19 protein-coding genes and 2 pseudogenes are annotated in these 22,289 nt (G+C 48.7%); all 21 read left to right on the top strand.

Annotation, left to right across the window (positions count from 1 at the left end):
- The first annotated feature begins 129 nt into the window (after positions 1 to 129).
- The 21 genes and pseudogenes from pyrF (at position 130) to rpoD (ending at position 21,936) form a co-directional block, all read left to right on the top strand.
- A complete protein-coding gene (gene pyrF, locus OLM33_06925; protein MCW1713394.1) occupies positions 130 to 834 on the top strand; it encodes an orotidine-5'-phosphate decarboxylase in 705 nt (234 codons plus the stop codon).
- On the top strand, positions 834 to 1,436 hold the full coding sequence (gene pyrE, locus OLM33_06920; protein MCW1713393.1) for an orotate phosphoribosyltransferase: 603 nt from the start codon (positions 834 to 836) through the stop codon (positions 1,434 to 1,436). The genes pyrF and pyrE overlap by 1 nt, the downstream gene beginning before the upstream one ends.
- Complete coding sequence (locus OLM33_06915) at positions 1,436 to 2,269, top strand: hypothetical protein (protein MCW1713392.1); 834 nt, start codon at positions 1,436 to 1,438, stop codon at positions 2,267 to 2,269. Before pyrE ends, OLM33_06915 begins: the two co-directional genes overlap by 1 nt.
- A 75-nt stretch (positions 2,270 to 2,344) precedes the next feature.
- Entirely contained in the window at positions 2,345 to 3,208 is an 864-nt protein-coding gene (locus tag OLM33_06910; GenBank protein MCW1713391.1) for a hypothetical protein, read from the top strand.
- Positions 3,209 to 3,239: 31 nt separating this feature from the next.
- Positions 3,240 to 3,986: an LPS export ABC transporter ATP-binding protein gene (lptB, locus tag OLM33_06905; protein ID MCW1713390.1), complete on the top strand. Its 747-nt coding sequence runs from the start codon at positions 3,240 to 3,242 to the stop codon at positions 3,984 to 3,986.
- A gap of 16 nt (positions 3,987 to 4,002) precedes the next feature.
- Positions 4,003 to 5,559 (top strand): murein biosynthesis integral membrane protein MurJ, encoded by a 1,557-nt coding sequence (gene murJ, locus OLM33_06900; GenBank protein MCW1713389.1) that lies wholly within the window; start codon positions 4,003 to 4,005, stop codon positions 5,557 to 5,559.
- Between the two features lie 185 nt (positions 5,560 to 5,744).
- Positions 5,745 to 6,293, top strand: coding sequence for a hypothetical protein (locus tag OLM33_06895; GenBank protein MCW1713388.1), 549 nt, complete (start codon positions 5,745 to 5,747; stop codon positions 6,291 to 6,293).
- The gene (locus OLM33_06890; GenBank protein MCW1713387.1) at positions 6,294 to 6,473 is read left to right on the top strand and encodes a hypothetical protein; all 180 of its coding nucleotides are present in this window, start codon (positions 6,294 to 6,296) and stop codon (positions 6,471 to 6,473) included.
- Positions 6,467 to 7,498 (top strand): tRNA (adenosine(37)-N6)-threonylcarbamoyltransferase complex transferase subunit TsaD, encoded by a 1,032-nt coding sequence (gene tsaD, locus OLM33_06885; GenBank protein ID MCW1713386.1) that lies wholly within the window; start codon positions 6,467 to 6,469, stop codon positions 7,496 to 7,498. The genes OLM33_06890 and tsaD overlap by 7 nt, the downstream gene beginning before the upstream one ends.
- Before the next feature lie 344 nt (positions 7,499 to 7,842).
- A complete protein-coding gene (gene groES / locus OLM33_06880) occupies positions 7,843 to 8,133 on the top strand; it encodes a co-chaperone GroES (protein ID MCW1713385.1) in 291 nt (96 codons plus the stop codon).
- Positions 8,134 to 8,170: 37 nt separating this feature from the next.
- Positions 8,171 to 9,814 (top strand): chaperonin GroEL, encoded by a 1,644-nt coding sequence (groL, locus tag OLM33_06875; protein ID MCW1713384.1) that lies wholly within the window; start codon positions 8,171 to 8,173, stop codon positions 9,812 to 9,814.
- A gap of 149 nt (positions 9,815 to 9,963) precedes the next feature.
- Positions 9,964 to 11,508 (top strand): glutamine-hydrolyzing GMP synthase, encoded by a 1,545-nt coding sequence (guaA, locus tag OLM33_06870; GenBank protein MCW1713383.1) that lies wholly within the window; start codon positions 9,964 to 9,966, stop codon positions 11,506 to 11,508.
- A 198-nt stretch (positions 11,509 to 11,706) separates the two neighbouring features.
- The gene (locus tag OLM33_06865) at positions 11,707 to 12,111 is read left to right on the top strand and encodes an ASCH domain-containing protein (GenBank protein MCW1713382.1); all 405 of its coding nucleotides are present in this window, start codon (positions 11,707 to 11,709) and stop codon (positions 12,109 to 12,111) included.
- A gap of 687 nt (positions 12,112 to 12,798) precedes the next feature.
- Positions 12,799 to 13,116: pseudogene (locus tag OLM33_06860) on the top strand (BRO family protein).
- Between the two features lie 39 nt (positions 13,117 to 13,155).
- Positions 13,156 to 13,698, top strand: a pseudogene (locus OLM33_06855) (Fic family protein).
- A gap of 262 nt (positions 13,699 to 13,960) precedes the next feature.
- Entirely contained in the window at positions 13,961 to 14,620 is a 660-nt protein-coding gene (larB, locus tag OLM33_06850) for a nickel pincer cofactor biosynthesis protein LarB (GenBank protein MCW1713381.1), read from the top strand.
- A gap of 119 nt (positions 14,621 to 14,739) precedes the next feature.
- Positions 14,740 to 15,843, top strand: a complete 1,104-nt coding sequence (locus tag OLM33_06845) for an AI-2E family transporter (GenBank protein MCW1713380.1) — start codon at positions 14,740 to 14,742, stop codon at positions 15,841 to 15,843.
- A gap of 26 nt (positions 15,844 to 15,869) precedes the next feature.
- Positions 15,870 to 16,517: a molybdopterin-guanine dinucleotide biosynthesis protein MobB gene (locus tag OLM33_06840; GenBank protein ID MCW1713379.1), complete on the top strand. Its 648-nt coding sequence runs from the start codon at positions 15,870 to 15,872 to the stop codon at positions 16,515 to 16,517.
- Between the two features lie 210 nt (positions 16,518 to 16,727).
- Positions 16,728 to 18,686 carry a sodium-translocating pyrophosphatase gene (locus tag OLM33_06835; GenBank protein MCW1713378.1) on the top strand — a complete coding sequence of 653 codons (1,959 nt, stop codon included), beginning with the start codon at positions 16,728 to 16,730 and terminating at the stop codon, positions 18,684 to 18,686.
- A 95-nt stretch (positions 18,687 to 18,781) separates the two neighbouring features.
- Positions 18,782 to 20,551: a DNA primase gene (gene dnaG, locus OLM33_06830; GenBank protein MCW1713377.1), complete on the top strand. Its 1,770-nt coding sequence runs from the start codon at positions 18,782 to 18,784 to the stop codon at positions 20,549 to 20,551.
- Positions 20,548 to 21,936: an RNA polymerase sigma factor RpoD gene (gene rpoD, locus OLM33_06825; GenBank protein ID MCW1713376.1), complete on the top strand. Its 1,389-nt coding sequence runs from the start codon at positions 20,548 to 20,550 to the stop codon at positions 21,934 to 21,936. Before dnaG ends, rpoD begins: the two co-directional genes overlap by 4 nt.
- Positions 21,937 to 22,289: the final 353 nt, after the last annotated feature.

The following is a 22,289-nucleotide window of genomic DNA, read 5'->3' as shown; positions in this document are numbered from 1 at the left end:
AGATCGAGAGAGCAGATTTTGACATCTTTAAAGGGGCCCCTGTTTTAATGTGCGATCTCATAGGGACAATGGGGGTTTTTTGCCGATGCTTCTGCATCCGGCTGAAGATATAATTCTGGAGATGAAGGGTTGGAGAGTAATATGTGTAAACTGATAGTGGCGATGGATCTGCCGACTCCGGATGGGGCAAGGGCTTTTCTTGACAGGCTGGATAAGGCGACACCCTATGTAAAGATAGGTCCAAGGCTTTATGCGATGGGCGGAGCCCCGTTTATCAATGAAATAGTAAGCAGGGGATACCAGCTTTTTCTTGACCTGAAACTCCATGATATACCCAACACGGTGGCATCGGCCATAGAGCCCCTGTCTGGTATGGGGCTGTGGGCGCTTACCATTCACACTTCAGGCGGTCATGAGATGATGGTCCGTTCCGTTGCAATGAGGGATAAGACGGGAAGCAGGATGAACATCTTCGGGATCACGGTACTGACAAGCCTCGGAGGAGATCTGTGGAGTGAAGTGCACCCGGGGTCTGACCTGGACCGTTCACTTGAGGCAAGGGCGCTTGCAGCGGAAAGAGCCGGTCTTGACGGCATAGTATGCTCTCCGCTGGACCTTTCACTTCTTAAAGGAAAGGCCGGAAAACTTGCAAGAGTCGTCCCGGGGATCAGGAGAATGAGAACATCTGCGGAGGATCAGACAAGGGTAGCGACTGCGAAAGAGGCTGCCGCGGCAGGAGCTTCGTTCATAGTTGTGGGTCGGCCGATACTGGAGGCAGAAGACCCGATCGCTGAAGTTAAAAAGACAATAGGAGAAATTTCGGAGGTAATGTGATGGAGACAGATCACTTAAACAAAGACGAAGGAGCTGTGACAGCAAGGATCATTGAGATGATGAAGGAGAGCGGAGCTCACCTGGAAGGCCATTTCAAGCTGACCTCAGGACTTCACAGCGGTCACTACATACAGTGTGCGCTTATGCTCCGTTTTCCACGTTTCGCGGCTTACGCCGGAGAAAAGCTGGCTGAGAGGCTGGCTCCATCAAAGCCGGAGATGGTACTTTCTCCTGCTCTCGGAGGACTGATAATCGGCCATGAAACAGCGAGGGCGCTCGGAGTCCCGTTCATCTTCTGTGAAAGACAGGAAGGGATAATGAGGCTCAAACGCTTCCCCCATCCGGGAAAAGTACGTTTTGCACTGATCGAGGATGTTGTCACTACAGGCAAGTCATCAAGAGAAACGGCAGAGATACTTGTTGAGGGCGGTGCGGAGTGGGTCTCTTCAGGAGCGATCATCGACAGGCGTACAGAGGACGCATATAAGGGATGGGATCTTATCTCTCTGTGGAAACTCAGTTTCCCGCTCTACGAAGAGGAGGCCTGCCCGCTCTGCAAAGAGGGACTGCCGCTTGTCAAGCCGGGGAGCCGTCCGGGCTGATGCCTGAAACATCCCTCCGTATAAGGATTAATAAGATAATATTGACCCTTTCCGTTCTGATGGCCGTATTCTTCCGGCCGGCGGAAGCGGGTGCGGCCAGTTTTGCTGTGACTTCACCCTGGGTGGGGTTCATAGCCTCTTTCATATCCGGCGACACCAAAAATGTCCGCTATCTTTCCAACTGGGATAATTCCGGTAATGTAGTGAAGACTGCTTCCCCGAGATCTGGAGAGGTCGTGATCGCGATAGACGCAAAGGACGCGGAAAACTTCAGGATAAAAAGAAACAATAAAAACCTCAGGCTGCTATACGAAGAGGTGCCCATGACCAGGGAACAGCTGAGAAGCGCCTTCTTCGACCCTGCTATGCTCCCGTTTATTGCCCAGAGCGTAATGAGGATAATGGCTGAAGAGGATAAGGGCAGGTACACTTATTTTCAGAGAAGGCTTGCCGAGTTCCAGTCAAAGATAGAGAGTACCATAGATATCGGAAAGCATCTGCTGGGCAGCACAAAGATGCTTGACATAACCGGAGCCGAAGGGACATGGATACGCTCCTCGATAACCGGTGCCGTAAGGCCTCCGGCACCCGTATGGGAAAAATGGAAGGCAGGGGACACAACGGCTCTCAAGGCCGCGCTGGATGAGGCTCAAAGGCGTAACTGGCTCATACTTATGGATCCGTGGACCCCGGATATTATAAGGGCTGCGGCGACAGGATATGAATACAGGCTGACACTGCCCCCTCCTGCCAAAGACCAGGACTATTTTGTCTTTCTCCATGACATTTTCCTTACAATATGGAATAAAGCCAAAAACGTTAAGACCAAATGATGATTTAGGCTGTAAAATATGCCTGTATGTTCATGAATATTGCTTTGATCTATTTTCAGGGAATGAGGTCTGTTAATGCCAGTCATGAAAAATATCCTTAAATCGATTCCAGCCGCGCTTCTGATCCTGTTATTCTCAGCGCAGTCCGGCCTCTCTGCTGATCCGGTCGAGGGCACAATGTCGGCTGACACCATCCAGTACAACGTAAACACGAAAAAGATTTCGGCTGTGGGGAACGTAATAATAAAAAGAGAGGGAGCCATACTCTGGGGGGACAAAGGGGAAGGAAGTACTGAAACTTCCGAGTTCACGCTTCAGGGGAACGTTAAGGGCACCTTTCCTGCAGAAAAGACTGAACTGACTGCAGACAAAGTCAAGTGGACAGGTTCAAAAAGCGCAGAAAATGATGGTATTGCTGAGGCTTTTGGCAAGGTACACCTGACACGGGGAACGAACGAGAAGATCGATGCTGATTATGTGCTCTGGGAGCTGGGAACGAAAAACTACACAGCAAGAGGCAATGTAGACGCAAAGACTGAAAATAATATTCTGATCGCAAATGAAGCAGGTCAGACAAAAAATAAGTTCTGGGGCAAAAAAGTTAAAAGGTACGAGGATATCAAGCAGAAGCTTGTTGTAAGCGCTGATTCTGTTAACGGCACCACCGTAAATGAAGAAATAAGCGAGTTGGTGGCAGTGGGCAATGTAATTATGGACTTCGTTGACAAGGAAGGCCTCAAAAGCAGGGTAACAGGTGAAAAAGGAGTTTATTCAAAAACAAAGGCCACGTTTGTTATGTCAGGCAACGCAAAGGCTGTCCGTAGCGACGGAAAAACCGTATCGGCGGATTCGATAATAATGCACGAAGACACCAACGACATAGAAGCAATAGGCAACTCGAAGATCACATTCATAACTAACGAGAAAAAGAGCAATTAAAGAAGAGAAGCCGAAAAGCGGGGAATGAGCAATGGCAATTGCCGTAAGATCTAAATTCGAGGTGCTCCGGGCAGAACACCTCGTTAAGTCCTACAACAGAAGAAGAGTAGTCGACAATGTATCTATCGAAATAAAAAAAGGTGAGATAGTGGGTCTTCTGGGACCTAACGGAGCGGGAAAAAGCACCACTTTTTACATGATGATAGGAAGGATAATGCCTGAGTCCGGAAGGGTCTTCAACGGAGAAAAAGATATCACGCCCCTGCCCATGTATGAGAGAGCCAGGACGGGACTTGGTTACCTTCCTCAGGAAGCTTCGGTATTCAGGAAGCTTACTGTGAGGCAAAACCTTGAACTGGTGCTTGAAGAGGCCGGTATCGCCAAGGAAGAGCGCGATGTAAAAATTGAGACTCTGCTTGAGGGTTATGGACTTAAACAGATCGAAAATATCCTTGGAGTCTCTCTCTCAGGAGGAGAGAGGCGACGCGTTGAGATAGCGAGATGCCTGGCTCTTGACCCTTCATTCATTCTTCTTGACGAGCCATTCAGCGGTATAGATCCAATAGCGGTAGCTGACCTGCAGATAATAATAAGACAGCTGAAAAAAAAAGGTTACGGCATACTTCTTACAGACCATAACGTCAGAGAGACGCTTTCAATTACCGACAGAGCCTACCTTATCCATCAGGGCAAAGTTTTTTTGGAAGGTCTGCCCGGGGAAATCACGGCGAACGAAGAGGCAAGAAAATTCTACCTCGGCGCGGATTTTAGCTGGTAAGGGTCAAATCTCCCAAATGAGCCGCAACGACAACCTTCCGGGCATGGTAAGACATGCGATGAGGATGATGGTCGGCACTCTTGCAAGCAGGGTACTTGGGCTTGTAAGGGAAATGCTCACCGCAGCCCTGTTCGGAGCGACCCGCCAGCTTGACGCATTCTATGTTGCATACACCCTCGCGAACCTTTCTCGTCAGCTTCTGGCGGAGGGCGCGCTCTCTGCGTCCTTCGTGCCTGTCTTTTCAAGGACGCTTGAGAGCAAAGGCAAAGATTCGGCAGAGAACCTGGCAAAGCAGGCTCTCTCAGTTCTCATGCTCGGAGGCGCTTTTGTTGTAACGGTCGGAATAATTTTCGCTCCGGTGCTTGTGGGCATAATGGCCCCCGGATTCGCAGCCGAAGAAAGGGCGCTTGCGATATCCCTGACCAGGATAATGTTCCCATTCCTTCTCTTTGTATCGGTCGGAGCTCTGGCGATGGGAGTACTTAACAGCACGGGTTCATTTTTTGTCCCTGCAGTCGCTCCCGCAGTCAGCAACCTCGCATACATACTCTTTATTGTCGCAACGATGAAAGACCTGACGATATGGAACCTTTCCGCGGCAGTCCTCATCGGAGGAGCCTGTCACATGATCCTGCAGTGGTACTGGTGCGGAAGGATGGGGCTCGTTCTGACGCCTTCCATGCCAAAAAGGAAAAATGAGGAACTGAAGAGTATGATGTACCTTTTCTTCCCATATGCAGCCGGATTGTCGCTGAATCAGGTGAACCCCGTTATCAGCAGGATGTTCGGTTCATTCCTTACAGGAGGGTCGATCTCCGTCCTCACGTATGCCGACAGGGTGCTCCAGCTTCCGCTTGGACTTTTTGTCATAGCTATATCGCAGGCCGTGCTTCCCATGCTTTCACGCCAGGACCCTGAGGACAGGGCCGGATTCAGGGATTTTATCAGGGACGCCCTGAGGTTTGACCTTTTTGTGATACTCCCCGTATCTGTCGGTCTCTTTGCACTCTCACAGGAGACGGTCCATATACTCTTTTTCAGGGGTGCCTTCACCGAATGGGCCTGGCATGCTACGGGAACGGTGCTTGCCATATACGGCCTGGGCCTTCCGGGGATGGCGAGCAGTACGGTCATTCTGAGGGCAATGTATGCGAGAAGGATGCCGCGGGGAGCAGTGGGTGTGACCGGCGTGACCGTGACAGTCAACCTTGTTGCCTGCACATTGCTGATGCCGGCTTTTAAGTACGCCGGGCTTGCAGGAGCGACAGCCCTTGCATTCACATGCTCCAGCTTTTATGGTGCGTGGGGACTTTCGAGGGACCTGAGCGAGCCGCTGGGTGTATTCGGCCTGAAGTGGACCGCAAAGATATTCTTCTCCACTGCATTGATGTTTCTTGCTCTTAATATTTTAAAAATGCTTCTGCCATATCCGCTTTCAGCATCAGTCCTGATGAGGGCCGGCTGGCTGGCGGCGATGATCTTTGCCGGAGTTGCCCTATATTCCCTCTCCACGATACTCCTCCGCTGTTCTGAGTGGGGATGGATCAAGGATGCGCTGAAAAAGAAAAAATAACTCGATCTTCCCACCGTCTTTCCCGCATGCCTATAATCAGGGAAAGCGAAATGAAGAGATTTGGATCTACTTTCTGAAACAAGTAGGGAAGTTCAGTAAATAATTATTGTTAGATGTTATCATTGAAGAGTATATGCAGATAATTCGCTTTGCTTCGATCTGTTGATAATCAAGGGGGCGTAAGAGTGAAAAGAAAATATTTATTATTCCCGATCCTGTTATTGACGTTATGCATCGTTCTCTCTCCGGCATCGTTTAAGGCAGAGGCAGGTCAGAAGGATCTGGAGACGCTGCTGGATGAAAGGCAGATAGACTGCTGGGTCGAGGGAGAGGTCTTCGGTGACCTTATCCTTGGCTCAAGAGGTACGATACAGTTCATTTACATCGACGCGAAGCTGTCCAAGGCGATTTCCGCTGAACAGGGACTTGCTCCGTGGGTCGATGACCTGAACCAGTACTACGGGTCGCCGGAGACAAAAAAGAAGGTCCTCTTCATTGCCAACCTTGAGGCAAACAAGCCTTGGACGGTAGAAGAGCAGAAGATAAGCATAGGTGGCTATAACCTGACCAAAAAGGATGTCATTTCTTCAAGCTGGAAGAATCCTTTCGGCACGGTCGACGCGGGTACGACATGGCAGTTTGCCTTTGTGGTCCCGCAGGAGTATGCAAAACCCGGCAAAGAGATCACCGTAGGCTACGGAGAAGACCTCATAAAATGGAAGGTGCCAAAATAAATGCACAAGTATAAATGCGCTTCGTGCGGCAATGTTTTCAAATCGGATAAGACAGCCGAAAAATGCCCGAAGTGCAGATCAAGGATACTGATACACCAAGAGGGAGAACCCAAAAAGAAGGGGTCATACAGCTGCAGCGGAGGGAATTGTTCTTCCTGCGGAGGCAGATGCGGATGTTGAAGAAACAGCAGGATATGGTGACTCTCGGCATTGAGACGAGCTGCGACGATACTGCGCTTGCGCTGATGAAGGGCAGGAATGAAGTCCTCTTCTCCGTCATTTCAAGCCAGATCAAATCCCACTCCGTATACGGAGGGGTCGTACCGGAACTGGCATCCAGGATGCATCAGGAAATGATCATGCCTCTTCTTGAAAAGGTCCTGGAAGTATCGGGGATACTTTATCCTTCCGAGGAGATCGACCTCATTGCCGTCACAGCGGGGCCGGGGCTTATGGGTTCGCTTCTTGTGGGGGTGATGACAGCCAAGGCACTCTCCCAGGCATGGGAGCTGCCGATAATAGGAGTGAACCACCTTGAGGGGCATATATTTGCAAATGTTGCTGCGAACAGGGAACTGGCACCGCCCTTCATATCAACTATAGTTTCGGGAGGACACACCGAGATCGTCTGCGTTAAAGATTTCGGCGAGTATGAACTTCTCGGATCCACCAGAGATGATGCTGCAGGAGAGGCTTATGACAAGATCGCCAAGATGATGGGACTGGGATATCCAGGAGGCCCGGTGATAGACAGGCTTTCGTACACAGGTGACCCCGAAAGCTACCCCCTTCCCACACCGCTTTCAAATACGGATAAAGTCGAATTCAGCTTCAGCGGACTTAAGACGGCGGCTGCGAACATTATCAGAAGTTCTGAGAAGACCGGGACCTCGATAAAAAAAGAGGATATCTGCGCCTCCTTCCAAAAGGCGGTCATTGCTTCCCTTACTTGCAAGATAAAGCTAGCTGCGGAAACGACAGGTATAAAAAGACTGACCCTTTCGGGCGGGGTCGCGGCAAATACAGGCCTTCGCAGAAGGCTTGAAGAGATTGCAGAAGAAGAGAACTGGGAACTTTTCCTCCCGCCTCTTAAAATGTGCACAGATAATGCCGTGATGATAGCCTCCGCAGGTGTGGACTCTTATATGAGGGGAAACAGGTCTGACCTCTCACTCTCTCCCGACCCTTCATGGCAGATCTGGTAAAGGCCTGATCCTGGATACTTTCCTTTGTAACCGGTCTCCCGATTCTCTTTGGCTGAAACGATCTTTAAAAATTGTGCGCCGAACAGAGGCCTGTTTATGGCTTGCCTCCATACTGTAAATATACTGTAGAAACTACGTAAGATAAGCAAAAGTCAAAGTATGTTCAAAAACGGACGAGATCCACAGAAAAATCAATTTAACAAGCCATAATTATATATATTTGACACTGATCACATTTGAGAAAATACGTCGATCTTATTAAACTTTCACTCGAAAAGAAGTTAGCACTCGATTAATGTGAGTGCTAACATCAAATTACAAAAAATCAACAGGAGGGGTAATTTATGAAACTTAAGCCACTTGGAGACAGGATAGTTGTCAAAGCCGCGCCTCATGAAGAGAAGACAAAGGGCGGTCTCGTCCTTCCCGAAACAGTGAAGGAGAAGCCGGTCGAAGGGATCGTAGTAGCGGTCGGAGAGGGAAAGGTGCTTGAGAACGGAAAGCGCCAGCCCATGGATGTCAGTGTGGACGACAGGATCATATACAGCAAATACTCCGGCACAGAAGTGAAGCTTGACGGCGAGGAATTCCTCATCCTCAGCGAAAGAGACGTACTTGCGGTAGTAACGAAGTAATACTGAAAATAATAATAATTCTGGGAGGAATATGATCATGGCAAAGATACTGCTTTTTAAAGAAGAAGCCCGCCGTGCTATGGAGCGCGGAATGAATAAAGTTGCTGACACGGTAGGCATCACACTCGGACCGAAGGGCCGCAACGTAGTGCTTGACAAGAAATATGGTTCACCCACCATCACAAACGACGGCGTCACCATCGCAAAGGAATTCGAACTGGAAGATCCGTTTGAGAACATGGGAGCACAGCTCATCAAAGAAGTCGCGTCAAAGACAAACGATGTTGCAGGGGACGGAACTACAACAGCAACGGTACTTGCCCGCGCAATGGTCCGTGAAGGCATCAAAAACGTAGCTGCAGGCGCGAACGGAATGCTTATCCGCAAGGGTATCGAAAGCGCTACGGAGATCGTTGTAGAACGCCTGAAGAAGCAGGCAGTGAAAGTAAAAGAACACAGCATGATAGCTCAGGTAGCATCGATCTCGGCCAACGACAAGGCGATCGGCGAACTTATCGCAGAGGCCATGGACAAGGTCGGAGAAGAAGGCGTCATCACCGTAGAGGACAGCAAGAGCCTTGGAACATCACTTGAGACGGTGGAAGGCCTTCAGTTCGACAAGGGCTACATAAGCCCCTACATGATCACAAATCCCGACCGTATGGAAGCAGTTCTTGAGGACGCCAATATACTGATCGTCGACGGAAAGATCAGCAACGTCAAGGACATGCTCCCCGTTCTTGAGAAGATAGTACAGCTTGGAAAGCCTCTTCTTATCATTGCCGAGGATATCGAAGGCGAAGCACTGGCGACACTCGTAGTCAACAAGCTCCGCGGTATCCTCCAGGTGGTAGCAGTCAAAGCACCCGGATTCGGCGACCGCAGAAAGGCGATGCTCCAGGATATCGCAGTAGTGACCGGTGCCACAGTGATCAGCGAAGAAGTGGGCATGAAGCTTGAAAACGCTGATACGACCGTTCTTGGCGGAGCCAAGAAGGTCAAGGTGACAAAAGAAGACACGACAATAGTGGAAGGCAAGGGCGACCCTCAGAAGATCAAGGACCGCGGCGCCCAGATAAAGAAGGAACTCGAAGATTCAACATCAGAGTATGACAAAGAGAAGCTCCAGGAGCGCCTTGCCAAGATAGTCGGCGGAGTTGCGGTCATCCAGGTCGGAGCGGCAACTGAAACAGAGCAGAAGGAACTCAAGCACCGCATAGAGGACGCTCTCAACTCGACCCGCGCTGCCGTACAGGAAGGCATCGTAGCGGGCGGCGGAGTTGCGCTTGTTGAGTGCACAAAGGAACTTGACAAGGAAATAGCGAAACTTGAGGGCGATGTGAAGACCGGAGCTATGATAATCCGCAAGTCACTCACCGAACCTCTCCACCTTATCTCCTCGAACGCAGGACTCCAGGGCGACGTCATCATCGAGAAGGTGAAGACGCTTAAAGCCGGACAGGGTCTCGATGCAACAACAGGCGAATATGTTGACATGATCAAGGCCGGGATCATCGACCCCGTAAAGGTAACACGCTCAGCGGTACAGAACGCGGCCTCTATCGCGGCAATGATCCTCACGACCGACGCACTTATTGCCGACAAGCCCGAAAAGAAAGAGACCCTCGGCGACATGGCCGGAATGGGTGGCATGGGCGGAATGGGCGGTATGGACTACTAATACCGGATCAGAAACAAATAAGAGGACAGACGGGGGAGACCCCGTCTGTTTTTTTCATCCGGCATAAACAGAAGAGTGGAAATCGGTGCCTCTTTATGTCATACTTACTAGCGCGAAAGAGTATGTTTGTGAAAGGGCAGGTATTATAGATGAAAAAGAGAGATAACAAGATCCTCATACTGGACTGCGGCTCCCAGTACACACAGCTTATCGCCAGGAGGGTAAGGGAACTTGGTGTTTTCAGCGAGATACTCTTCTGGGACTCCCCAGAGGGCAAGATAGAGGCCTCTTCACCGTCGGGCATAATAATTTCAGGAGGCCCCAGGAGCGTTCTTGAAAAGAATGCCCCTTCCATACCGATGCACATTCTCGATTCTGATATTCCGGTGCTGGGGATATGCTACGGCATGCAGCTCCTCGCGTACCAGTTCGGAGGCACGGTAAAGAAGGGGCAGGCAGCTGAGTACGGAAGGGCGAAGATCTCTCTTTCAGGAAATGCGCGCCTGTTTGGCAGACTGAAGGACGATAAAGAGACCAGTGTATGGATGAGCCACTGGGACCAGGTCACAGAACTTCCTCAGGGATTTAAGGCGACGGCTCTGAGCGAAAACGGCTCCCTTGCAGGCTTTGAATCCCCGGACGGAAGAATAAGCGCACTGCAGTTCCACCCCGAAGTGGCCCATACTCCCAGAGGAAGCGACATCCTTTCGGCATTCATATTTGATATCTGCGGCTGTACACCAGACTGGAACCTTGGTCTGGACTGGATCGGCAAAGAAGTCGAGAAGATCCGTGAAAAGGTCGGATCGGGCAGGGTAATATGCGGCCTTTCTGGAGGAGTGGACTCCACGGTATCGGCAGTGATCACATCAAAAGCGGTCGGAGAGAACCTGCACTGCATCTTTGTCGACCACGGACTTCTCAGGAAGAATGAAGCAGACCAGGTCATGGAGACATACCGGTCCCTCAGGCTGAATGTCCACAAGGTAGACGCCGAGGAGAGATTCCTTTCAGCTCTGGCGGGAGTGATAGATCCTGAAAAAAAGAGAAAGATAATAGGCGAGCTCTTCATAAGGGTGTTCGAAGAAGAGGCCCGCAGGCTCGGAGGATCGGACTGGCTCCTTCAGGGCACCATATATCCCGATGTTGTCGAGAGCGGACACGGCGGAGGAAACGTCATCAAGAGCCACCACAACGTAGGCGGGCTGCCCGATGACATGAAAATGCAGCTTCTCGAACCGCTTCGTGACCTGTTTAAGGATGAAGTCAGGGAGGTCGGCAGAGCCCTGGGCATAGAACCTCACTTTCTTGAAAGACATCCCTTCCCGGGCCCCGGGCTTGCGGTAAGATGCCTCGGAGAGCTAAAGAAGGAGCGCCTGGATGTGCTGAGGGAAGCTGATGCCATCTTTATAGAGGAGATAAAAAAAATTGGACTTTACAGTGACATATGGCAGGCTTTCTGTGCACTCCTTCCCGTGCGCAGCGTGGGAGTCGTAGGGGATGTCAGGACCTATGGAGAGACAGCAGCCCTGAGAGCTGTCTCATCGCTTGATGCTATGACGGCTGAATGGGTGCACCTGCCCTACGAGCTTCTGGATACTGTCAGCAGGAGGATATGCAATGAGGTCCCTGCCATCAACAGGGTAGTACTTGACATCACAGGAAAGCCGCCGGCGACTATAGAGTGGGAATAGATATGTTCTTTGAGAGGTTCTTTGGGATAGGACCAGTAGTTTCAGCAAACAGGTTGTCTATGATACGATGCAACAAGGGGAAATGCTAAGCGCGGCAGAGCCAGATTCTTCGTATTGTTCGAAGGCAGACGAAGATAAACATTAGATTATTGACACTCTCATTCTTCGAAGTAAGAAGATTTGGGAAAGGAACGAAAAATGAAAGCTCTTAGTATCCAACCTTACTATGCCACATTGATTGCCATGGGTTATAAGTTTATCGAGTTGCGCAGCTGGAAAACTGATTATCGCGGCTGGATTTTAATTTGTGCTTCGAAGGCGATTAATAAACAAGAAAAAGCTTCTCTGATGAATGGCCATGCGATTGCAATTGCAGAATTGACAGAGGTTCGACAATATAATGACGAGACGGGTAGAGAGGGCGCATATCTCGCCGATGAGGAGCAATTTGAAGGGTTCTCCTGGGTTTTCAATCGGATTATCCTCGTCAAACCCTTTCCAGTTAAAGGACAACTTCGTTTATTTGAGGTTGATCAAAATATGGAAGATTTAGAACCTCTGGATGTTGATTATGCTTCAGAGAAGTTAATGACTTCTAAATGATTTAATCTCAAAATATGTAGTAATAATAATTAGTATAATTATTACGCTTGAGATATATTCAAAAATTTTACTTCCCTCAGTCCTCACGATTTTATTATGTGTATTTATCACGTACACGATCATCATTGCCACAATAAAAAAATACGCAATAATGATTTTATATAATATGTGTTGTCAGTAAATCAAATTTTCTCTACTAGATCATAAATTAGTAAATAGATATTCAATCTCGTCAGGAAACCGACAAAGCATGACCTCACTATACCAATAAGTGTTTTAATTAATAGTATTAATGAATCAAAAATTAATAAAGCTAAAGAAAAAATATAAATGAAATCTTTTTTATTTATACTATAACTATTTCTTCTGTAGAATAACAATTTATAACCCCAAAAATGTGCATAGCTGCTTGAACCTCTATTGTACTCAAATCGTTTTCCCGGTTAATCTAGAAAAATAAAATCCAATATAAAATTCAGTACCAAAGCCTGGCTCGCTAAAAAAAGACCTAGAAGCAATAATTGAATGGAATGATGAGTTTAAGAAACGCTAGTACCTCATCATTTCGGAAAGACATTGTAGAAGTGACAAAAAGCGGTTACATTATTGAAAAGGATGAATTCGAATATTGTGATGGTTCGGAGTTAAGTGATTTGATGGATAAGATGCGAAAAGGTAGATGATTTTATGAGCAAGATTTCCATCCGGTTTTTTGATAGCCGGGAAGTGCGAGCTATATGGGATGATGAGGAAAATAAGTGGTGGTTTTCAGCACTTGATATTGTGGGGGTGTTGCGCAATGAGGATGATTACAGCAAAATCCGTAATTATTGGAAGTATCTGAAAGGCAAATTAAAGAAAGAGGGTAATCAGTTGGTTAGTGCTGCTAACCAACTGAAGCTAACCGCTGCCGATGGCAAAAAGTACGCCACGGATACCTTTGATTATGACGGCATTCTGGAATTGGCAAAAAACTTTCCCAGCAAGGAAGCCAATCGATTTATCCAGTGGTTTACCTACAGTAATGAGACCATTGATGGGCAGAGTAAATCCAAAGCGTATGCGCTCTTTGACAGCACTCTGCTTGACACCATAGAGGTGGGCACCGTAAAGGGCTTACAACAAATTCATGCGTATTTGTTTGGAGGCCTCTACGATTTTGCCGGTCAGATCAGAACAACCAACATAGCAAAGGGCAGCTTTCGTTTTGCGGCTGTACTTTACTTGGAGGATAGTTTGGCACAGATTGAGGTGATGCCTGAAAACTCCTTTGATGATATTCTGCGCAAATATGTGGAGATGAACGTAGCCCACCCCTTTATGGAAGGAAACGGCAGAAGCACGCGCATCTGGTTGGATTTGATTCTGAAAAAGAATCTGCGCTTATGTGTGGATTGGAGTAAGGTTGACAAGAGGGAATACCTAAGTGCCATGCAACGGAGCGTATCAGATGTTCAGCCTATAAAAAACCTACTTCAAAGTGCCCTCACCGATCAGATTGATAGCCGGGACATGTTTATGAAGGGCATTGATTATTCCTACTACTACGAACAAGAGGATTTTGTGGCTGAGGCTGAAGGTGAATGAAAGCTTCAAATTTCAGCCAAATGAATAAGCACTACAAATCATGTTGACCATTCCAGACCATAGTGTGTAGAATAGCGATTGAGGGGAGGACATGAAACAAAGGTTGATAACATAACTCTGATAACAGTCGATCAGCGAACGCCATAGAGTGTGGGTAACTGGTATCAAATGGAGTAAAAGGCACCACAAAAACCAAAGCAAAACAGTTTAAGTCGAGCTTAAGGTTTGCGAGTGGGAGTAAACATAGGCAGGTAATTTACGTATGGAAGTAAGGCTTGATTTGGACAGGGTAAAGAGGAAGGGTTTTTCCGAGGTCATCTTTTGCGAGAGAAAGTCGGATAAGCAGCTTCGTGAAATAGCGGAAGAGATAATAAACAAGAGGCTCGATACCGCATTCAGCAGGATGGATGATCGTCAGCATTCCGCTGTTGCTTCCCTTATAAAAGACTTTGAATATGATCCCGTCTCAAGGGTCGGACACACATTGTTCGGGACCATAGAGAAAAACGGGGCGGCAGTCGCGGTCGTATCAGCGGGGAGTACAGATATTCCCGCTGCTGAAGAAGCCGCCCGTATAATAGAATTTTTTGGCTCCAGGGCAGACCGTTTCTATGATGTAGGAGTTGCGGGCATACACCGCCTCTTCAATGTTTTGCCCGAGATAAAAAAGGCAGACGTTGTGATAGTTGCTGCAGGCATGGACGGTGCCCTCCCCAGCGTGGTATCGGGGCTGGTATCCTCCCTCGTGATAGGTCTTCCCACATCTGTTGGGTACGGCATAGCTGAGAACGGCATGACGGCGCTTAGGTCGATGCTATGTTCATGCAGCCCAGGTCTTGTGGCGGTCAATATAGACAATGGGGTAGGAGCTGCCCTCTCAGCACTTGCGGCAGCAAGGATCAAGACCGGACCTGAGACCTGATTTATCCTCCCGGGAAAATCATAGTATAATTGACCGTAGCCAGTAAATATCTCATGAGTATTTATAACTTTGTACGGGTCATCTTCCGGGGCCTGTTTACATGATCGGAGGCAGAGACATTGCAGGATGACCGTTACCTAAGGATGTCGAAGAAGATCAGGGAGAGTATAGTGCCATTCACGGCACTCCTGATATTGTTCCTCTTCCTCTCTTGGCTTATAGTCTCTCCTCTCGGCCGTCCTCTTCTGTGGTCAGTCGTCCTTTCTTATTTCGCGTACCCCCTTTACAAATATCTTCACTGCAAAATTTTTTCCGAAAGGCTTACCAATATCGCAGCAGGCATAACAACTCTCACCATAGTTGTTTTTATGGCTATCCCGATGTTGTTTTTCGGGCTTTTTCTGACGAAAGAGTTTCTAAGGGTATACGATGCGGTAATTCAGAGCGGGATACTTTCAGGCTCCTACTCGGAGATACTCCGCAAACTGCACGATGTTCCCCTTCTCGGTGCGCTCTTATACCAGCTTGATATTATAAGCGGCATACCTGTGTTTGAGTCGATAATCGGAAGCAGTGTAAACTGGATTACAGGATTTGTCCGTCTGATCTCGAGGGAGATACTTGGCAATGCCTTCAAAGTCTTTTATCTGCTGGCGGTAGTTACGGTATCCTCTTTCTTTATTGTCAGGGACGGTCACATCATACTTCAGTACGTAAAGGACATCATGCCTCTTACCGAATCGGAGAGGGACAACATAATCGACAGATCAGCCAAGATGCTGAGGGCAGTCGTCTACGGCATAGTGGTGACAGCAGCCATACAGGGAAGTCTTGGCGGACTGGGATGGTGGTTCGTGGGTCTGGGCCATCCCGTCCTTTTCGGTTTCTTTATGTTCATTACCGGAATGATACCCTTTGTCGGCACTCCGGTAATATGGGTGCCCGGTGTCCTGAGCCTGTTTATAAACGGAGATTATACCGGTGGGATGATCCTTCTTGGATGGGGCATAGGAGTCGTGAGCATGGTGGATAATTTCATAAGGCCTATATTTATTTCGGGCGAAAGCAAAATACACATGCTTGTCATATTCGTAGGCATATTCGGAGGTCTTTTCAACTGGGGTTTCCTTGGCCTTTTCATAGGTCCGCTCATTCTCTCCCTCGGAATATTTCTCCTTGATCTTTACAGGGCCATAGTTTCAGAAAAGTTCAAAGCTAACTGAGAGCATAACGGTTTGGAGGCAACAAGATGATAAGGATAGTGGCTGTTTCGGGCAACAAAGACAGCGGCAAGACGACGCTTTGCAGGAAGCTTATCAAAGAGCTGTCGGAAATGGGGATAATGACAGGCTATATAAAAAGGACAGCCGAAGATGTGCTGTCAGAAAAGAATACTGATACGGGCTCAGTCTCCGATATGGGGATAGGGTCCGTGCTCTGGGGGAGGGACGGTCTCAGATACGAGCTTACGGCTTCTGAAGATACGACCCCTTATTATATTGCGTCCAGATATTTTCCCGAAGCGGAAATAATCATACTTGAGGGAGGCAAAAACCTCCACCTGCCCAAAATATGGGTGAGGTCGGAGGGGGAAGTCCGGCCTGAATATCCCGGAATACTCATGATCTATGACCGTGGCGGAAACAAAGACAGCAGCCTTGTCTACTGCGGCGGTGAAGAGAAAGAGATGGCGCTCAGGCTTGCATCCATGGTAAGGGGTAAGGCGTACAGAAGTTCTAAGGTCTATTTCGGAGATTCGCCTCTTCCGATGAAAGATTTCATTGCTGACTTCATCAGAGGCAGCATATTGGGCATGCTGGCCTCACTAAAGGGCGGAAAGGATCCTGAGAAAACCATAAGGATATACATAGACGGGAGCACGGAGGGCAAAAAATAAGGCTTTTTACCAAAGAGTTATCTTGGCCAGTGTCTTGACCGACAGGGATAAACGGTTTGAAAATGTTGATCCAGAATAGGCAGGATTTGGGATCATAATTTTTAAAGGTCAATTAAAAGGTTGTAAGTTAAATTGAAAGTAGATATAATAATAAATTGGGTCAGCTGAAAGGCTCATAAAACAACAACCTTCGAGGGGGTCGCTTTTCCAATGGAAATTTTGGGCGTCATAGGAGGCATAGCCGTAGCAGCGCTGCTGTATGCGGGATATGCTTCAAGCAAGATCAATTCTTTTAAAGTTGATCATGACAGGATCAATGAACTTTCCGGCATTATACAGAGCGGTGCTATGGCTTTTCTTTACAGGGAGTACAAAGCGCTGGTTCCTTTTGTAATAATCGTTGCAGCTCTTCTGGCCTGGAAAATCAATGTTCCAAGTGCCGTATGTTTCGTATCGGGAGCTCTTTGCAGCGCACTCACCGGATACATCGGGATGAAAGTTGCTACCAAAGCCAACGGTAAGACAGCTTTCGCAGCGATCACCGGAATGAACGGCGCACTGACGGTAGCATTCACCGGCGGAAGCGTTATGGGAATGGCAGTCGTTGGGGTGGGACTTCTTGGAGTGGTTGCGATGTTTGTTCTTTTTGGCGATCCTAACGTCATAACCGCTTTCGGTTTTGGAGCCAGCTCTATCGCTCTCTTTGCCCGTGTGGGCGGCGGCATCTACACCAAAGCAGCTGACGTGGGAGCGGATCTTGTAGGCAAGGTAGAGGCGGGCATCCCCGAAGACGACCCCCGCAACCCTGCAGTCATCGCGGACAATGTGGGCGACAACGTAGGCGACATTGCAGGCATGGGAGCAGACCTCTTTGAATCGTATGTAAACTCAATTATCGCCGCCATGGCGATCGGCGCCATGTTTGCAGGAATGTCGGGAGTGATGTACCCCCTTCTTCTTTCAGCGGTAGGCATTATAGCATCGATACTGGGGACCTTTTTTGTCAGGGTAAAAGAGGGCGGAGACCCCGCCAAAGCCCTTCGCTACGGACTTGGAACAACAGGACTCTTTATGATAGTCGGAACATTCTTCCTTACCCGCTGGGTCTTCCTTGGTGATCTTACCCTCTTCTACGCGGTCGTGTCAGGAGTAGTCTCCGGTATACTTATTGGAGCTGCCACAGAATTCTACACATCAGGCGACTATGCGAGCGTCAAGGAGATAGCGGCTGCATCTGAGACGGGAGCAGCTACAAACATTCTTGCCGGCCTCGGCGTAGGCATGAAGTCAACAACGATACCGGTCATCCTTGTGTGCGCCGCTATCCTCGCGGGAGTGCAGTTCGGCGGCCTTTACGGGATCGCATGCGCGGCAGTCGGAATGTTGGCGATCACTGGCATGGCACTCTCCGTAGATGCATACGGACCTATCTCTGACAATGCAGGCGGGATTGCAGAAATGGCAGATCTTCCCGAAGAGGTCCGCCAGATCACAGACAGGCTTGATGCAGTGGGAAACACCACCGCTGCAGTCGGCAAAGGACTTGCCATAGGTTCCGCGGCACTCACGGCGCTGGCACTTTTTGTCGCATATGCTCAGGCGACCAACCTTGCCTCGATCGACCTCAAGGATCCGAAAGTAATGGTAGGCCTTTTCATAGGAGGTCTTCTGCCTTTTGTATTCAGTGCCCTTTCTATCCAGGCAGTCAGCAGGGCTGCTGAAAAGATGATAGAAGAGGTGCGCAGACAGTTCAGGGAGATCCCGGGTATAATGGAGGGCACAGGCCGTCCGGAGTACGAACGCTGCGTAGACATTTCTACAGCGGCTGCCCTTCGTGAGATGATCCTCCCCGGTCTGATGGCGGTACTTGCTCCCGTAGTTGTCGGATACGGACTTGGAGCCCAGGCCCTCGGCGGTCTTTTGGGCGGGTCGATCGTAACAGGTGTTATGATGGCTATTTTCATGTCAAATGCAGGCGGTGCATGGGATAATGCCAAGAAGTACATTGAATCCGGGCATCACGGCGGAAAAGGAACAGCGCCCCATGCAGCGGCAGTCGTCGGAGATACGGTGGGAGACCCGTTCAAGGACACGGCAGGACCAAGCCTTAACATCCTTATAAAACTCATGTCGGTAGTTGCGACGGTACTTGCTCCGCTGCTTGTTTAACATAAAGCACCTGTATCATTTAAAGCTGGGTATGTGATAATGTTCGAGGGGGAGAGGTTTACTCTCCCTCTGGTTTTCTGTATCGGAGGTGCGCCATGGCCGGCGATGATGTCAGAGAGGTGAAATCCAGACTTGATATTGCCGAAGTTATCGGTGACTATGTAGCGCTGCGCAAGAGCGGTCAGACTTACTGGGGAAGATGTCCCTTCCATAATGAAAAGACTCCCTCCTTCAGCGTCTCTCCAGAAAGGCAGACATTCCACTGTTTTGGCTGCGGCAAAGGCGGAGATGTTTTTACTTTTATAATGGAAATTGAGAACCTAGAGTTCAGGGAAGCGTTGGAGAGGCTTGCAGAGAGGGCGGGAGTCAGACTGCAGGGACCTGTTGACGGCAGCCGCGGCAAGATCCTTGCTGGAGTCGATATCCTGAAACATGCGCTCGATTTCTTCATAAGATCGCTTCACGGAAATTCGGGAGAAGCGGCCAGGGCTTATCTTGCCAGACGCACTCTCACAAATGATGATATGATGCGTTTTGAGATTGGGTGGGCACCCTCTTCATGGGATTCCCTCTCAAGATATCTTCATGACCTTGACCTTAACGATGGACAGATCATAGAGAGCGGCCTGGCTGCAATGGGCACAAGGGGAATATATGACAGGTTCCGCGGACGCATAATGTTTCCAATATACAGCTTAACAGACCGTATCGTCGGTTTTGGGGGAAGGATACTTGACGGAGAGGGAGCAAAGTATCTTAACAGTCCTGAAAGCGCGCTCTTTAACAAACGCAACAACCTCTACCTGATGAACAAGTCCAAGACTCAGATAAGGGAAAAGGGTCACGTGATACTGGTAGAAGGATACATGGATGCTATCAGATGCCACCTGGCCGGGTATACAAACACGGTCGCGTCTCTGGGAACTTCCCTGACAGAAGCCCAGGCCCTTTTGATCAAAAGAATGACAGGGCTCTGCTATATCTGTTATGATTCGGACAGCGCAGGGCAGGAAGCTGCTTTACGAGGGATGTATACTCTCCAGAAGCAGGGAGTGTCGGTTAGAATAGTCAGATTGACAGGAGGCAAAGATCCGGATGAAGTCCTTCTGGCAAATGGCGGGTTGCAGATGTTTGCATCAGCGCTTGAGTCTGCGATGCCTCTTCCTGTATATCATGCCATATTGAGGAAGGCTGAGATGGAAATGCCGGAAAAGTCGCTGGCAGCAAGAAATGACCTGCTTGACGGACTGGTCTCACTCTCTGCATTTGATGTGGCTCCGCATATCGAGAAAATATCTCAGCAAATGGGAGTATTCCCGCATGAGCTGAAGAGAGAGATAGAAGAAAGGCGCATCGGTCAGGCCGATACTGCATCAAGAAGAATGCCTGAAGATGACAGTGTTGGTCTCATTGAAACCGGAGAGGGCACAGACACCGAACTAAAGCCCTCTTCTGAGCCGGATGATCTGGAATGCATGTTTTCAAGCATTATCTGGGGAAGCGAAGAGTTGAGATCACGTTTTTCCCCGGAGTATGTGGTGCCTTTTATAAAAGATGAAATACTTCAGAATATGGTATCCGCCCTTTTGTCCGGAGAGGATCCCAGACATCTTGAGGAGAGATGGAGGCAGATCGGCGACAGAAGATCCCCGGAATTGGTCGCACGCGGCAATGGATTGATCTCCAGAGAGGGCATCGACCCCGATAAGGCGGAAGGCATAGCAGAAACTATAAGAAGAAGGTGTATCGAAGAGAGGGTCTTATCCCTGAATACAAAGCTGAAAAAGGGCACTGCAACGGAGCCTGAAGTTGAAGAACATCTTAGGCTGACAAGAATCCTTAAAGGAGGTAAATTCGGGGCATGAGAAAGACAAAGACAACTAAAAAAAGTGACGCATCCGTATCGGACAACACTCCGAAACTGACCGATGAAAGCAGAGAGGATGCGGTTGATGAGATATCCACGGACATGATAGACATCTCAGATCCTGAAAAAGGAGAGGCGTGCGATCCTTCAGTAATAGAAGACGAAATGCTGGATGCCCCCGACAGCGTTGATCTGGATGAAGAGCTCAAAGTCATCTGCGGTGACGATGAGGAGGAAAGCATATCTGAGGTCGATGCCGTAAAAGAGACCGGCGGTGAAGACGCCGATCCTGCAGACTACACAGCCTATATAGACAACGTAAGGGACCTTCTCCATGAAGGAAGGGAGAAGGGGTTTGTGACCTACGAGGATATTGAAAAGCATATGCCCAAAGATTTTCTTACAGCTGATATCCTTGACAGCCTTTACATGAATCTGATGGAACTTGGAGTCGACGTAGTAGATGAACCAAAGACGAAGGTCGATCCATCTGAAGGAGAGCATCTTCTTCCGACCAATGCCAATACTGAAGAGATGGGTGATCTTGAAGATCTTCCCCTCTCGGACCCTGTCCGCATGTATCTGCGGGAGATCGGCAAAATACCCCTCCTGACATCGGAAGACGAAGTTGAACTTGCCAAAGGGGTAGAGGCGGGCAGCATGGACTCGAAAGACAAGCTGGTAGAGGCAAACCTGAGACTGGTAGTCAGTATAGCAAAAAAATATATCGGCAGGGGGATGCTTTTCCTCGATCTTATCCAGGAGGGAAATCTGGGACTGATACGTGCTGTTGAGAAATTTGACTATCGCAAGGGATACAAGTTCAGCACCTACGCGACATGGTGGATCAGACAGGCTATAACCAGAGCAATAGCGGATCAGGCGAGGACTATAAGGATACCGGTCCATATGGTCGAGACGATAAACAAGCTTATACGGGTCTCGAGGCAGTTGGTCCAGCGTTTGGGCAGAGAGCCTGCCGCGGAGGAGATAGCCGCTGAGATGGAGATAGCCTCAGACAGGGTCGAAGAGATCCAAAGAATAGCGCAGGAACCTGTCTCCCTCGAAACTCCCATCGGTGAAGAAGAGGACAGCCAACTGGGGGATTTCTTAGAAGACAAGGATCTTCCGAGTCCGGAAGAAGCCGCGGCAAGCCAGATCCTAAGGGAACAGCTCGATGAAATGCTTGATGACCTCACAGATCGGGAAAGGGAGGTACTCAGACTCAGATTCGGACTGGAGGACGGCCATGCGCACACGCTGGAAGAGGTCGGCAGACGTTTTGGTGTAACAAGGGAAAGGATACGACAGATCGAGGCTAAAGCTCTGAGAAAACTCCGCCATCCGAGCAGAAGCAAAAAACTCAAAGATTTTCTGGAATAGTCAAGGTTTGTGAAAAAGTACCAAAGGTCTGTTTGTTAAAAACAATAATGAGTTTTCTTGTTGATTTGCATCTATATGCACATTCAACTATCAAAAAGAATGACTGTAGCCGATATCCTGTTTAAAAATGAAAGTTTGATAAATATTGCACGAGCGGTTGATATGGATTATACTCTTTCTGGTGTTGCGCGGATGGTGATCGTCTTTTGAGAATGGATAAGTATCTTAGTCGTTGCTGAAAAACAGCGATAGGATCAATAGGATCAAATAGCGCCTAATTGCAATGCCTGATTTTTGCCGTTTTGATTCAAATAGACGAGAATCAGGCTTGTTATTATTTGAGACAAAAAAGC

The organism is Synergistaceae bacterium DZ-S4, from assembly GCA_025943965.1.
Classification (GTDB): Bacteria; Synergistota; Synergistia; order Synergistales; family Synergistaceae; genus Caenicola; species Caenicola nitritireducens.
Note: the sequence above shows the minus strand (reverse complement) of the source record. Positions and strands in the feature narration are given on the sequence as shown.